The 13723-nt window shown below is 71.4% G+C and carries 14 protein-coding genes; 10 read left to right on the plus strand and 4 right to left on the minus strand.

Annotated elements, in window-relative coordinates:
- The gene (locus ACFZCF_RS30210; protein WP_388449684.1) at positions 1–441 is read left to right on the plus strand and encodes a GNAT family N-acetyltransferase; all 441 of its coding nucleotides are present in this window, start codon (positions 1–3) and stop codon (positions 439–441) included.
- Here ACFZCF_RS30210 and ACFZCF_RS30215 read toward each other — a convergent pair.
- The gene (locus tag ACFZCF_RS30215; protein ID WP_391290208.1) at positions 425–997 is read right to left on the minus strand and encodes a GNAT family N-acetyltransferase; all 573 of its coding nucleotides are present in this window, start codon (positions 995–997) and stop codon (positions 425–427) included. The two genes, ACFZCF_RS30210 and ACFZCF_RS30215, sit on opposite strands and share 17 nt — an antisense overlap.
- Before the next feature lie 365 nt (positions 998–1362).
- Between ACFZCF_RS30215 and ACFZCF_RS30220 the strand changes: the two genes are divergently transcribed.
- The gene (locus ACFZCF_RS30220; protein WP_391290210.1) at positions 1363–2232 is read left to right on the plus strand and encodes an ABC transporter substrate-binding protein; all 870 of its coding nucleotides are present in this window, start codon (positions 1363–1365) and stop codon (positions 2230–2232) included.
- Between the two features lie 186 nt (positions 2233–2418).
- Here the strand turns inward: ACFZCF_RS30220 and ACFZCF_RS30225 are convergent, their stop codons facing one another.
- Together ACFZCF_RS30225 and ACFZCF_RS30230 are read right to left on the minus strand one after the other, a co-directional pair.
- A complete protein-coding gene (locus ACFZCF_RS30225) occupies positions 2419–2811 on the minus strand; it encodes a MerR family transcriptional regulator (protein WP_388449717.1) in 393 nt (130 codons plus the stop codon).
- Positions 2812–3026: 215 nt separating this feature from the next.
- Complete coding sequence (locus tag ACFZCF_RS30230; RefSeq protein ID WP_362185239.1) at positions 3027–3626, minus strand: hypothetical protein; 600 nt, start codon at positions 3624–3626, stop codon at positions 3027–3029.
- A 159-nt stretch (positions 3627–3785) separates the two neighbouring features.
- Here ACFZCF_RS30230 and hemL point away from each other — a divergent pair, with 159 nt between their 5' ends.
- The 8 genes from hemL to ACFZCF_RS30270 all read left to right on the plus strand — a co-directional run bounded on the left by hemL (position 3786) and on the right by ACFZCF_RS30270 (position 12226).
- Positions 3786–5201: a glutamate-1-semialdehyde 2,1-aminomutase gene (gene hemL / locus ACFZCF_RS30235; RefSeq protein ID WP_388449716.1), complete on the plus strand. Its 1416-nt coding sequence runs from the start codon at positions 3786–3788 to the stop codon at positions 5199–5201.
- Positions 5198–5899: a histidine phosphatase family protein gene (locus ACFZCF_RS30240; protein ID WP_388449681.1), complete on the plus strand. Its 702-nt coding sequence runs from the start codon at positions 5198–5200 to the stop codon at positions 5897–5899. The genes hemL and ACFZCF_RS30240 overlap by 4 nt, the downstream gene beginning before the upstream one ends.
- A 207-nt stretch (positions 5900–6106) precedes the next feature.
- Positions 6107–7363 carry a hypothetical protein gene (locus tag ACFZCF_RS30245; protein ID WP_391290213.1) on the plus strand — a complete coding sequence of 419 codons (1257 nt, stop codon included), beginning with the start codon at positions 6107–6109 and terminating at the stop codon, positions 7361–7363.
- A 77-nt stretch (positions 7364–7440) separates the two neighbouring features.
- Positions 7441–8055 carry a TlpA family protein disulfide reductase gene (locus ACFZCF_RS30250; RefSeq protein WP_382798934.1) on the plus strand — a complete coding sequence of 205 codons (615 nt, stop codon included), beginning with the start codon at positions 7441–7443 and terminating at the stop codon, positions 8053–8055.
- Positions 8056–8059: 4 nt separating this feature from the next.
- A complete protein-coding gene (locus ACFZCF_RS30255; protein WP_189952102.1) occupies positions 8060–8797 on the plus strand; it encodes a cytochrome c biogenesis CcdA family protein in 738 nt (245 codons plus the stop codon).
- A gap of 3 nt (positions 8798–8800) precedes the next feature.
- On the plus strand, positions 8801–10582 hold the full coding sequence (locus tag ACFZCF_RS30260; RefSeq protein WP_388449679.1) for a cytochrome c biogenesis protein ResB: 1782 nt from the start codon (positions 8801–8803) through the stop codon (positions 10580–10582).
- Entirely contained in the window at positions 10579–11661 is a 1083-nt protein-coding gene (gene ccsB / locus ACFZCF_RS30265) for a c-type cytochrome biogenesis protein CcsB (RefSeq protein ID WP_388449678.1), read from the plus strand. The genes ACFZCF_RS30260 and ccsB overlap by 4 nt, the downstream gene beginning before the upstream one ends.
- Positions 11662–11698: 37 nt before the next feature.
- Positions 11699–12226: an SRPBCC domain-containing protein gene (locus ACFZCF_RS30270; protein WP_388449677.1), complete on the plus strand. Its 528-nt coding sequence runs from the start codon at positions 11699–11701 to the stop codon at positions 12224–12226.
- Positions 12227–12235: 9 nt separating this feature from the next.
- On the opposite strand, the gene ACFZCF_RS30275 is transcribed toward ACFZCF_RS30270, so the two are convergent.
- Positions 12236–13711: an MFS transporter gene (locus tag ACFZCF_RS30275; RefSeq protein WP_388449676.1), complete on the minus strand. Its 1476-nt coding sequence runs from the start codon at positions 13709–13711 to the stop codon at positions 12236–12238.
- Positions 13712–13723 lie beyond the last annotated feature (12 nt).

A 13723-nucleotide genomic window follows, 5' to 3' on the forward strand; every position in this document is an offset into this window, starting at 1 on the left:
ATGAAGATCATCGAACTCGAGCCCGGCGACCCGCGTCTGGAGAGCGACCTCCTGCCGGTCCTCCTCGAACTGCGCCCGCACCTCACCCCCGCCCTCTTCCGGGACGTGTACGCGCGCGGCCACGCCCAGGGACTGCGCTTCACGGCCGCCTACGACGACGAGGGCCGGTGCGTCGGCGCGGCCGGCTGGCGGCTCGTCCACAACACCAGCTCGATCAGCAAGCTGTACGTCGACGACCTGGTGACCGCCTCCGCCGTCCGCTCCACCGGCGTCGGCCACGCCCTCATCGCCCACCTGGAGGGCCACGCCCGCGCCGCCGGCTGCCACGAGCTCAACCTCGACTCCGGCACCCAGCGCACCGACGCCCACCGCTTCTACCTGCGTGAGCGCTTCGACATCGTGGCCTTCCACTTCCTCCGGCCGCTCACCGACCCCCGGTAGCCCCCAGATCGAGTCGCCAGGCGTTGCAGCGCATCGGGCGGCCCGGCGGGTACTCGAGGTCCTCCTCGCCGAGCAGCTCGAAGCCGGCCTTGCGGCACACCGCGTTCGACGCGGCGTTCGCCACCGACGGGAAGGCGAACAGGTGGCGGTGGAGCCCCGCCGCCCGGGCGCGCTCCGCCACCGAGCGCGTGGCCAGGGTCGCGACGCCGCGGCCCTGGAGGCCCGGCAGGACCGCCCAGCCCGTCTCGTACACCGGCTCGCCCCGCCACTCCGACGTCCAGAAGCCGATGCTGCCCGCGACCCGCTCCTCCGGCAGCAGCACCACCCGGAACATCCGGCCCGCGTCCGTGGGATCGGCGCTCAGGTCCACGTACCGGCGGTGGCGGCGGACCAGCTGCTCCTCGCTCTCCGGCCCGCCCAGATGCCCCATCAGCTCCGGCGCGTTCAGCGTCCGGAGCAGCCCGGAGTCCCCCTCGGACCAGTCTTCGAGGCGTACGGACGCGGCGGCGGTCCCGGTGGTCGCGGACGGCTCGGGGAGGGCGCGGGGATCGGTCATGGGCGCACCGTACGGCACGGCACCGACAGCGGGACCGAAGGCCTTCCGGCGGGGCTACCGGCCGGGCCGCGCGTGAGCTTTGGCCCCGGCTGCCCGTAGGGGGTGGAGTCCGGGACGGGTCGGGGTCGCGACGCGTTTTTCCCACCGGTGGCCGGGGAGATCTCTCAGCGTCGGGTCCCGGTGGACGACGACACGCACCTTGCCTTCGAGAACAGTGGATCACGCGTCGGCGACCCGCTCCCGTCGTCCGGGGCGGCGCGCGGCGGGAGGGGAGGCGGTGCGCTCCGGGAGGCCCTCTTGTGCGGGACGGTGAACCGTTCGAAGGTGGCGGCGGAGGCAGATTCCGGCCGGGAGGGAGCAGCCGCATGTCCGGAACTGGTGTGCGCGGATGGGGTTTCACGGACGACAGGGGAGTGGAGGCGGGGGCCGAGGAGAGGCCGGCCCGGGTGCTCGCCTATGTGCGAGCGGGGGCGGCCCTCCTGGACCTGGGGGTGACGCCGGTCGCGGTGTACGGCTCCGGACACGACGGGGCGGAGCCGGACCCGGCGAAGGACGGCGGTCTCGCGGCGGCCGGGGTGCCGTACCTGGGGCCGGGGCGGGCGCTGGACGAGGAGCGGCTGCGGGAGCCGCGGCCGGAGCTGGTGGTGGACGTCACGTACGACGGGAAGAGCCCGTACGCCGTGGACGAGGAGCTCCTGGAGAGGGTGGGGGTGCCCCTGGTGGCGCTCTCCGTCGGCAGCGACCCGAGTCTGCCGGCGATCATCGGACGGTTCGGTGAGCTGGGGGCGGCGCTGGGGGCGCCGGGGCAGGGGCCGGGCGGCGCGGGGGTACCGGAGGAGGCGGAGCGGGCGGTACGGGAGGCGGCAGCGGCGGCCGGCGGCGGGTACGGGGTGCTGGCGCTCTCCGGGGGTGGAGCCGAGCAGGTGCACCTGGCGCGTCCTGAAGCCTGGCCGGAGCTGGCGCGGCTGGCCGGGCTCGGGGTCCGGCTGATCGACCCGGGGCCGGGGCCGGGCGCGAACTGGCTGACCACCGGCTGGGAGCGGGCCCTCGACCTCGCCCCGGCGCTGGTCCTGTACGACAGCAGGGCCCACGCGAGCAGGCCCGAGGGGCCGGAGCGCCTGCCGGCCGGCGCGCGGCTGCTGCCGTGGAACCCCGAGACCCCGCCGAGCCCGGCCGCCTACGCCCGTTTCTTCCACGCCCTGGCCCAAGCCCTCGCAGAACCCCCGCGGCCCTGACCGCTGCTCCCCGGACCTGCACAGACTCCCGCGGCCGCCCTCTCCCACGCCCGGCCCCCAGCTCCTGGGCCCCGCTCGCGGGTCCCAGCTCACGGGCCTCAGCCCCGGGCCCCAGCTCCCGGGTCCCCGCGTCCCGGACCCGGCCCTGGCCCTGGCCTGACCCCGGCCCCTCGCGTCCGTTCCGTCTCAGTACGTCAGGTGGGAGCGGAGGGAGGCGGCGAATTCCTCGGCGCGGGTGAGTTGGAGGCGGAGGTCGGCGACGCGGGCGGCGGCGGCTTCCTCGTAGCGGCGGACGCGGGCGAGCAGGAGTTCGCGTTCGGCCGGTTCGAGGGCGCCGTCCGTGCCGGGGAGGTCGGCGGCGAGGCGGTCGACCGAGGTGAGGAGCTCCCGGGTCTCGTCGAGGCCGAAGCCGAGCGGCTGCATGCGGCGGATCACCATCAGCCGGGCCACGTCGGCGTCCGTGTAGAGGGGGAAGCCGCCCGGGGAGGCGGCGGAGGGGACGACCAGGCCGCAGTCCTCGTACTGCCGGATGGTTCGCAGGGGGAGCTCGGTGCGGGCGGCGACCTCGGAGATCTGCATGGGCTCGCCCGCGGCGGTCCGCGCCCCGGGCATCCGGGCCGCGGGCGGGCGCACCCCGGTCGTTCCGGTCGCTCCGGTCCTTCCGGTGAAGCCGGTCACTCGGGTCACGACAGGGTCCTCCTCGTACAACGCCTGGTACCAACCTCCATGCATTAGATCCGATTCGTCTTAATTTCATGCGCTATGACGGTCGGAAACGCGGAGAGAGCCAGCCGTCAGGGCCAGACCAGGCAGTACGGCTGGTGGCCGGCCTCGTGGAGCCGGACGGAGAAGTCCTGCCACTCGTGGAGGAGCTGGTAGACGTCGAAGGCGTCGCGCGGGCCGCCGCGGTCGGGGACGGTGGACCAGATGAAGGCGGCGGCGCCGACCGACTCCTCGCCGATCGCGCGCAGCGGGTCGACCACGGTCGTCGGGAGCTTGACCACCGCGTAGTCGGGGTGCAGGACGACCAGTTCCAGCGGGGGGACCTTGTGCAGCGGCAGGCCCTGGATGCCGGTGAGGACCATCGCCGCTATCGTCTCGGGCTTGATCTTGGAGAACATGCCGCCCATGCCCAGCTCGTCGCCGCCGAGCTCCTCCGGGCGCATCGAGATAGGGACGCGGGCCGCCGTGGCGCCGTCGGGCGCGCCGAAGTACTTGTAGGTCACCGCCAAGCTGCGACTCCCCAGGGGCGGGTCGGCCGGAGGCTGCTCGGGGGACGCCCGATTGTCCGGCGCGGCCGGGTCCTCCGCCCGCCGGCGCCGGTGCCTCCCCCGCCGGACAGGCTCCGGACCCAGGTCGTCCGTCCCCTCGCCCGGTCCGCCACCGCGATGCATATCTCCACCCGACTGCTTTTTCTCGGCAACACGACCCCGCCGCGCAACCCGATCATCGTGCCAGTGACCTCCCCCGCGTCACTGCGGTGAAACACCTGTCCGCAAGAAACGCCGCCGCCTCTGACACCATGGTTCCCGTGAGCCAACCCCATGAGGTCCCTGCCGCCACAGTTTCGCAGACGCGGCGGCAGGTCGCCCCGGCGTGACGCACAGGGTGCCCACACCGTCCCTCCGTACCAGACGTCGTACTCGCAGGTCAGGATCGTTGTGTCGTATTCATACGAAGCCCCAGTCTCACAGACGCTTTTCGACCGCGCGTCCCTTGTGACGCCCGGGGGCGTGAACTCACCGGTGCGGGCCTTCCGGGCTGTGGGCGGTACGCCCCGGTTCATGGTGTCCGGCACCGGTCCGTACCTCACGGATGCGGACGGTCGCGAGTACGTCGATCTCGTCTGCTCGTGGGGACCGATGATTCTCGGCCACGCGCACCCCGAGGTGACCGCCGCCGTGCAGGCCGCGGTGGCCCGCGGCACCTCCTTCGGCACGCCCGGTGAGGGCGAGGTGGCGCTCGCCGAGGAGATCGTGGCCCGGGTGGAGCCGGTGGAGCAGGTGCGCCTCGTCTCCTCCGGCACCGAGGCGACGATGTCCGCGATCCGGCTCGCCCGCGGGTTCACCGGGCGCGCGAAGGTCGTCAAGTTCGCGGGCTGCTACCACGGGCACGTGGACGCGCTCCTCGCCGCCGCGGGCTCCGGCGTCGCGACCCTGGGGCTGCCCGACACGCCCGGCGTGACCGGTGCGCAGGCCGGTGACACGATCGTGCTGCCGTACAACGACCTGGAGGCCGTGCGGGCCGCGTTCGCCGCGCACCCGGGCGAGATCGCCTGTGTGATCACCGAGGCCTCGCCCGGCAACATGGGCGTCGTCCCGCCGCTGCCCGGCTTCAACCAGGGGCTCGCGGACCTGTGCCGGGAGAACGGCGCGCTGTACATCTCCGACGAGGTCATGACCGGCTTCCGTACCAGCCGCGCCGGCTGGTACGGCGTGGACGGCGTCAAGGCCGACCTGCTGACCTTCGGCAAGGTCATGGGCGGCGGCTTCCCGGCCGCGGCCTTCGGGGGCCGCGCCGACGTCATGGCGCACCTCGCCCCGGCCGGCCCGGTCTACCAGGCGGGCACGCTCTCCGGTAACCCGGTCGCCACCGCCGCCGGGCTCGCGCAGCTGCGGCTGCTCGACGAGGCCGCGTACGAGACGGTGAACGCGGTCTCCCGGGAGATCCAGGGCCTGGTCACCGGCGCGCTCGCCAAGGAGGGCGTGGCGCACCGGCTGCAGACGGCCTCCAACATGTTCTCGGTCTTCTTCACCGCCGACGAGGTCCGGAACTACGACGAGGCGAAGCGGCAGGAGGCCTTCCGCTTCAACGCCTTCTTCCACTCGATGCTCGCGGACGGCGTCTACCTGCCGCCGTCGGCCTTCGAGTCCTGGTTCGTCTCCGCCGCGCACGACGAGCGCGCGATCGAGCGGATCGCCGCCGCGCTGCCCGCCGCGGCCCGTGCCGCCGCGGAGGCCACGGCATGAGCGCGAGCGAGGACGTGAAGGGGCCGGAGGACATCACCGTCGTCCACCTCATGCGCCACGGCGAGGTGCACAACCCGGACGGCGTGCTGTACGGGCGCCGGGCCGGCTACCACCTCTCCGAGCTGGGCCGGCGGATGGCCGACCGGGTGGCCGAGTCGCTGGCCGAGCGGGACATCACCCGTGTCGTCGCCTCCCCGCTGGAGCGGGCGCAGGAGACGGCCACGCCGATCGCCAAGTCGCACGGTCTGGACCTGGTCACCGACGAGCGGCTGATCGAGGCGGCGAACGTCTTCGAGGGCAAGACCTTCGGCGTCGGGGACGGCGCCCTGCGCCGCCCGGCGAACTGGAGGCACCTCACCAACCCGTTCCAGCCGTCCTGGGGCGAGCCGTACATCGAGCAGGTCGTGCGGATGATGGCGGCGCTGGACGCGGCGAAGGACGCGGCCCGGGGGCACGAGGCGGTGCTGGTCAGCCACCAGCTGCCGATCTGGATCGTGCGGTCCTTCGTGGAGCGGCGCCGGCTGTGGCACGACCCGCGGCGCCGGCAGTGCACGCTGGCCTCGCTGACCTCGTTCACGTACAAGGGCGACAAGATCGTCTCGGTCGGGTACAGCGAGCCGGCGATCGATCTGGTGCCGGTGCACCTGCGCGCGGGTGCCAAGCCGGTGAAGGGCAGCCAGAAGGCCTTCGGGGCGTAGCGCCCGCACCCCCCGGGATCGCTTGACGGGCCACCGTCAAAACGGCAGGGTCGAGGCGACATCGTCAGGGCGACCGGAGAGAGGTTCCTCTCCGGTCGCCCTGAAATTTTTGTGCGAGTGACCGGAACCTCCGTGTTCCTCCCTGCATCTCACTCATTGTCGGTTTGGATGATGTTTCGGTCACACAACAGCGCGAATGGGGATGACATGCGCGGGATCAGTCGAAGGGGTCTTCTCGGAGCGGGTGTCGGAGCGGCGGCCGCGCTCGGGGTCGCCGGATGCAGCGACAAGGGCCAGGGCGGCCGGGGAAGTTCCGGACCGGACAAGGGCGGTTCCCCCGCGGCCGGCGGCGACGCCACCACCCCCGCCCCCACCAAGGACGACGTCCGGCTCATCGGCGACGGCTCCACCGCCGACACCGGCAAGCAGCCCCACCAGCCGGACGCCCCCGTCCCGCTCGAACCCGGCCAGACCCCGCCGCAGTTCGTGGTCTTCTCCTGGGACGGCGCCGGCGAGGTCGGCAACGGCCTCTTCCCCCGCTTCCTCGAACTGGCCCGCAACCACGACGCGGCCATGACCTTCTTCCTCTCCGGCATCTACCTGCTGCCCGAGTCCAAGAAGAACCTCTACCGCCCGCCGAACAACCGGGTCGGCGCCTCCGACATCGGCTACCTCACCGACGAGCACATCAAGGACACCCTCAAGAACGTCCGCCAGGCCTGGCTCGACGGTCACGAGATCGGCACCCACTTCAACGGGCACTTCTGCGGCGGCTCCGGCTCCGTCGGCAACTGGACCCCGGCGCAGTGGCAGAGCGAGATCGACCAGGCCGTGAAGTTCGTCACCGAGTGGAAGACCAACAGCGGCTGGACCGACCTCGACCCGCTGCCCTTCGACTACTCCAAGGAACTCGTCGGCGGCCGCACCCCCTGCCTCCTCGGCCAGGACAACCTGCTGCCCACCGCCAAGCGCCTCGGCTGGCGCTACGACGCCAGCTCGCCCGGCGGCCGCCAGGTCTGGCCCGTCAAGCGCCAGGGCGTCTGGGACTTCCCGCTCCAGGCCGTGCCCTTCCCCGGGCACTCCTTCGAGGTCCTCTCCATGGACTACAACATCCTCGCCAACCAGTCGAAGAACTCGACCAAGGGCATGCCCTCCCGCTACCCGGGCTGGCGCAAGCAGGCCACCGACGCGCTGATCGCCGGCTTCACGCGCGCGTACGAGACCAACCGCGCCCCCTTCTTCGTCGGCAACCACTTCGAGCAGTGGAACGGCGGCATCTACATGGACGCCGTCGAGGACGCGCTCAAGGCGATGGCCGGGAAGAAGGACGTCCGGCTGGTGTCGTTCCGCCAGTTCACCGACTGGATGGACGTCCAGGACCCGGCGATCCTGGCCCGGCTGCGTACCCTCGAAGTGGGCCGGAAGCCGGCCGGCGGCTGGAGCTCCTACCTCAAAGCCGCTTAGGCGATCTTGACAAGGGGCGTTACGGGCACGTAGGGGGGCGCCCAAGATCCCCCAAACGCCCATGCGAAACTTTTCACATGAGCCTTAGCCGTGGCCTCCGTCCTGCCCCCCGACGCGCCCTCGCCGCCGTCGGCGCGCTGTCCGCCGCCCTGGTGCTCTCCGCCTGCGGTGGCGACGACAACGGCACCTCCGGTGGCGGCAACACCAACTTCGTCACCAGCAAGGGCGGCATCTCCACCGTCGCCAAGGGCGAGCGCTCCGGGATCAACGAGATCGCCGGCGAGACCCTGGAAGGCGAGAAGCTCGACGTCGCCGACCTCAAGGGCAAGGTCGTCGTCCTCAACGTGTGGGGCTCCTGGTGCGGCCCCTGCCGCGCCGAGGCCCCGCACTTCGCCAAGGCCGCCGAGGACCTGAAGGGCGAGGACGTCGCCTTCGTCGGCCTCAACACCCGCGACGCCAACAAGCAGCAGGCGCTCGCCTTCGAGGACGAGTACAAGATCCCCTACCCGAGCCTCTACGACCGGGACGGCAAGCTGATTCTCTTCGGCTTCCCCAAGGGCACCCTCAGCCCCAAGGGCATCCCCTCCACCGTCGTGCTCGACAAGGAGGGAAAGATCGCCGCCCGCGCGCTCATGGCCGTCGACGAGACCAAGCTGCGGTCCATGATCGACCCGCTCCTCAAGGAGAAGTGAGCCGGTGAACGAGACCGTCACCAGCGGAGCCCTCCTGCTCGCCGTCCCCGTCGCCCTCCTGGCCGGCCTGGTCTCCTTCTTCTCGCCGTGCGTGCTCCCGCTCGTCCCCGGCTACCTGTCGTACGTCACCGGCGTCTCCGGCACCGACCTCGCCGACAGCCGCCGCGGCCGGATGACCGCGGGCGCCCTCCTCTTCGTCCTCGGCTTCACCGCCGTCTTCGTCTCCGGCGGCGCCCTCTTCGGCTACTTCGGCGCCACGCTCCAGGAGTACAGCTCCACGCTGAGCACGATCCTCGGCGTCTTCATGATCCTCATGGGGCTCTTCTTCGCCGGGCTGATGCCGTGGTTCACCCAGCGGGAGTTCCGCTTCCACCGGAAGCCCGTCGCCGGCCTCGTCGGCGCCCCGGTCCTCGGCGCGCTCTTCGGCATCGGCTGGACCCCGTGCATCGGCCCGACCCTCGCCTCGGTCAACGCGCTCGCCCTCGAACAGGCCAGCGCCGGCCGCGGGGCCATACTGGCCCTCGCGTACTGCCTCGGCCTCGGCGTCCCGTTCGTCCTCGCCGCCATCGCCTTCCGCAAGGCGCTCGGCGCGTTCGGCTGGGTCAAGAAGCACTACGTATGGGTCATGCGGATCGGCGGCGGCATGATGATCGTCACCGGTGTCCTCCTCCTCACAGGCGTCTGGGACAGCATGGTCTCCACGATGCAGGGCTGGTCCAGCGGTTTCACGGTGGGAATCTGATCCATGAGCAAGACAGACACGACGGACGCGACCGACACCGCGGACCCGGACCGGGCGACCGGTGACGACGCGGCGGGCGCGGACCTCTCCACCGCCCCCCGCGAAGAGCCGATCGGCGGCCCCACCCTCGGGGTCGTCGGCTGGATCCGCTGGTTCTGGCGCCAGCTCACCTCGATGCGGGTGGCGCTGATCCTGCTCTTCCTGCTCTCCCTCGGCGCCGTCCCCGGCTCCCTCATCCCGCAGACCAGCGCGGACGAGATGAAGGTCGCCGACTTCAAGCAGGCGCACGAGACCCTCACGCCGCTGTACGAGAAGCTCCAGCTCTTCGACGTCTACAGCTCGGTGTGGTTCTCCGCGATCTACATCCTGCTCTTCGTCTCCCTCATCGGCTGCATCGTCCCGCGCACCTGGCAGTTCGTCGGCCAGCTCCGCGGACTGCCGCCGGGCGCCCCCAAGCGCCTCACCCGCCTTCCCGCGTACACCACCTGGCGCACCGAGGCGGACCCCGAGGAGGTCCGCGCTGCCGCCCTCGGCGTCCTCAAGGGCCGCCGCTTCCGGGCCCGCACGGCCGGTGACGCGGTCGCGGCCGAGAAGGGCTACCTCCGGGAGGCCGGCAACCTCCTCTTCCACCTCGCGCTGATCGTGATGCTGGTGGCCTTCGCGTGGGGCCAGCTCTTCAAGTCCGAGGGCGGCAAGCTGGTCGTCGAGGGCGACGGCTTCTCCAACACGCTCACCCAGTACGACGACTTCAAGGCCGGCTCCCAGTTCGGCGTCGACGAGCTCGAACCGTTCAGCTTCACCCTGGACAGCTTCACCGGGACGTACGAGAAGAGCGGCCCGCAGCGCGGCACCCCCCGCACCTTCGAGGCGGCCGTCACCTACACGCGGGGCGACGGCAAGGACGACAAGGCGGTCATCCGCGTCAACGAGCCGCTGAAGATCGGCGACTCCAAGGTCTATCTGATCGCCCACGGTTACGCCCCGGTCGTCACCGTCAAGGACGGCAAGGGCAAGGTCGTCTACCGCGGCGCGGTCCCGCTGCTGCCGATCGACAACAACATCACCTCCACCGGCGCGATCAAGGTGATGGACGGCTACCGCGACAAGAACGGCAAGCCGGAGCAGCTCGGCTTCAAGGCCTTCTTCGTGCCGACCTTCGCGGGCGCGGGGCAGGGCTCCATGTTCTCCCAGTTCCCCGCGCTGGACTTTCCCGTGATGGCCCTCACCGGCTACCACGGCGACCTGCGGGTCAACTCGGGCCTGCCGCAGAACGTGTACCAGCTCGACACCTCCAAGATGACCCAGTTCACGGTCGAGGGAGGCACCGGCGTCGCCCAGCGGATGCGGCCCGGCGAGACCATGACGCTGCCCGACGGCGCCGGCTCGATCACCTTCGAGAAGGAGATCAAGGAGTGGGCGAGCTTCCAGGTCTCCCAGCAGCCGGGCAACGGCCTCGCCCTCGCCGGCGCGGTCGCCGCGATCGCCGGACTCACCGGCTCGCTCTTCATCCAGCGGCGCCGGGTCTGGGTCCGCGCCGTCCGCGGCGAGGACGGCACGACCGTCGTCGAGATGGCGGGCCTCGGCCGCAGCGAGTCCGCCAAGCTGCCCGAGGAGCTCGCCGAGCTCGCGGTCGCGCTCACCGCCACGGCGCCCCCGGCGCCCGAACCCGCCGATCCGGTACCCGCCGATCCGGAGCCCGCAGCACCGGAGTCCGCCGATCCGGAGTCCGCCGCACCCGAAGCCGCCGAAGCAGAAGCCGAAGCATCAGAAGGGGTCGAGAAGTGATCCTCGCCGCCGAGACCAACGAGAGCCTGGCGCAGATGAGCAACACGCTCGTCTACTCCTCGATGGCCGTCTACACCCTGGCCTTCCTCGCCCACATCGCCGAGTGGGTGTTCGGCAGCCGCAGCAAGGTCGGCCGTACCGCCGCCGCGCTGACGGAGCAGAAGCAGGCTCCGGCCGCCGCCGTGTCCGTGCAGGTCAAGGGGGCCGGTGGCACCACCGTCCTGGACCGGCCGAAGGTGGTCACCCGGGCCGCCGCCGGCGCCCGTGACGTCCCCGACGGCCCCGGCGCGGCCGGCGGCACCGTCAAGGGCGACCTGTACGGCCGGATCGCGATCTCGCTGACCGTCCTCGCCTTCGCCCTGGAGGCGGCCGGCGTGGTCACCCGCGCGATCTCCGTGCAGCGTGCCCCCTGGGGCAACATGTACGAGTTCTCCACCACCTTCTCCACGGTGGCGGTCGGCGTGTACCTGGCGTTCCTGCTCGCCGGGAAGAACGTCCGCTGGATCGGCCTCCCGCTGGTCACGACGGTCCTGCTCGACCTGGGCGTGGCGACCACCTGGCTGTACACCGAGAGCGACCAGCTGGTCCCGGCGCTCGACTCGTACTGGCTGTGGATCCACGTCTCCACCGCGATCTTCTGCGGCGCCGTCTTCTACCTCGGCGCCGTCGCCACCCTGCTGTACCTCTTCCGCGACTCGTACGAGAACAAGCTCGCGAGCGGCGGCACGCCGAGCGGCTTCGCTCGCTCCGTCCTGGAGCGGCTGCCCTCCGCCGCCTCCCTCGACAAGTTCTCGTACCGGGTCAACGCCGCGATCTTCCCGCTCTGGACCTTCACGATCATCGCGGGCGCCATCTGGGCCGGTGACGCGTGGGGCCGCTACTGGGGCTGGGACGCCAAGGAGGTCTGGTCCTTCATCACGTGGGTCGGCTACGCCGCCTACCTGCACGCCAGGGCCACGGCCGGCTGGAAGGGCCGCAAGGCCGCGTACATCGCGCTCATCGCCTTCGCCTGCTTCCTGTTCAACTACTACGGCGTGAACATCTTCGTCAGCAGCAAGCACTCGTACGCGGGCGTCTGAGCTGGCACCGGCCCCGGCGCGGGGCCACGCTGGAGGTATGAGCGAGATACCCAGGGGCAGGAGCGAGACCCATGACGGCGACACGCACCTGCTGCGGTACGTGGTCGAGCTCCCGCACCCGCAGGCGGTGGTGTGGGAGAAGGTCGCCTCTCCGGAGGGGCTGCCCTCCTGGCTCTGCGCGGCCGACCCGCTGGAGCCGAGGCTGGGCGGGGAGGTCACCCTCCGCTGGCTGAACGGCGAGACCGAGGTCTCCGGGCGGGTGACCGCCTGGGACCCGGACCACGTCGCCGAGTACACGGTCGGCGCCCCGCACGGACGGATCCGGTTCCATCTGGAACCGGACGCCGGCGGAGCGTCGACCGTCCTGCGTTTCACCAACGAGATCCGCGGCGACCGGGACCTGCTCCTCGACTGCCTGGCCGGCTGGCACGACCACTTCGAACGGCTCGGGGACGCGCTGGACGGCCACCCGACGGACTGGCGGCAGTGGACGACCGAGCGCTGGAACGAGCTGCGCGAGCTGTACGCCCAGGACACCGCACGCTGGCCCAAGTGGGTGCCCTAGGTTCTTTCCTCAGGAGCTCCCGTCCGGCCGGACCGCCGAGAGCGGTTCGGCGATGTCCTCCAGCGAGCGGCGCTCCGCGTTCACCGCGAGGAAGGCCGCCACCAGGCCCGCCGCGCACATCAGGCCCGCCCCGATCTGGAAGGCGAGCACCGTGTCGCCGACCACCCCCGACTCCGTCAGCTTGGCGAAGATCAGCGGGCCGCTGATGCCGCCGGCCGCCGTGCCGAGGGCGTAGAAGAAGGCGATGGCCATGGCGCGGGTCTCCATGGGGAAGATCTCGGAGACGGTCAGATAGGCGCTGGACGCCCCGGCCGAGGCGAAGAACAGCACCACGCACCAGCAGGCCGTCAGGGTCGTCGCCGACAGCGAACCCCGGTCGAAGAGCCACGCCGTGCCGAAGAGCAGCAGGCCCGAGAGCAGGTACGTGCCCGAGATCATGATCCGGCGGCCGACGGTGTCGAAGAGCCGGCCGAGCAGCAGCGGCCCCAGGAAGTTGCCCGCCGCGATCACCGCGAAGTAGTAGCCGGTGCTGCCGGTCGGCACGTCGAAGAAGGTGATGAGGATCGAGCCGAAGCCGAAGGTGATCGCGTTGTACAGGAACGCCTGGCCGATGAAGAGCGACAGGCCGAGGACGGCGCGGCGGGGGTAGCGGCCGAAGACGGTCTTCGCGATCGTGCCGAAGCCGATGCTCTTGCGCTGGTGGATGGTGATCTCGCCGGCCGGCGGCGGCAGCGCCGCGCCCTTCTCCGCCTCGATCTCCCGCTCGACGGAGGAGACCAGCTTCTCGGCCTCCTCGCCGTGCCCGTGGATGAACTGCCAGCGTGGACTCTCCGGTACGTGCCGGCGCACCAGCAGGATGACGAGGCCGAGGACGACGCCGAGGGCGAAGCTGAGCCGCCAGCCGAGGTCCTGCGGGAAGATGTCGGTGTCGAGCATGACCACCGACAGCAGGGCCCCGCCGACGGCGCCCAGCCAGTAGCTGCCGTTGATGATCAGGTCGACGCGTCCCCGGTAGAGGGACGGGATCAGCTCGTCGATCGCGGAGTTGATGGCCGCGTACTCGCCGCCGATGCCGAAGCCGGTGAGGAAGCGGAAGAGGAAGAACCACCAGGACTCGAAGGACAGCGCCGTCATCGCCGTGGCGCCGAGGTACACCACCAGGGTGATCATGAAGAGTTTCTTGCGGCCGTAGCGGTCGGTCAGCCACCCGAAGAACAACGCGCCCGAGCAGGCGCCCGCCACGTACAGCGCGGCGGCCACCCCGGTGACCTGGGCGGCCGTGATGTCGAGGCCGCTGCCCTCCTCGGCCAGCCGGCCGGCGACGTTGCCGACGATGGTGACCTCGAGGCCGTCGAGGATCCAGACGGTCCCCAGGCCGATGACGATCATCCAGTGCCAGCGGGACCAGGGAAGGCGGTCCAGCCGGGCCGGTACGGCCGTGGTCACCGTTCCCGTCCCGGCGCCCGCGGAAGACGGCGCGCTCATGGTTCTCCTCTC

The sequence above is a fragment of the Streptomyces sp. NPDC007945 genome (genome assembly GCF_042958885.1).
GTDB lineage: Bacteria > Actinomycetota > Actinomycetes > Streptomycetales > Streptomycetaceae > Streptomyces.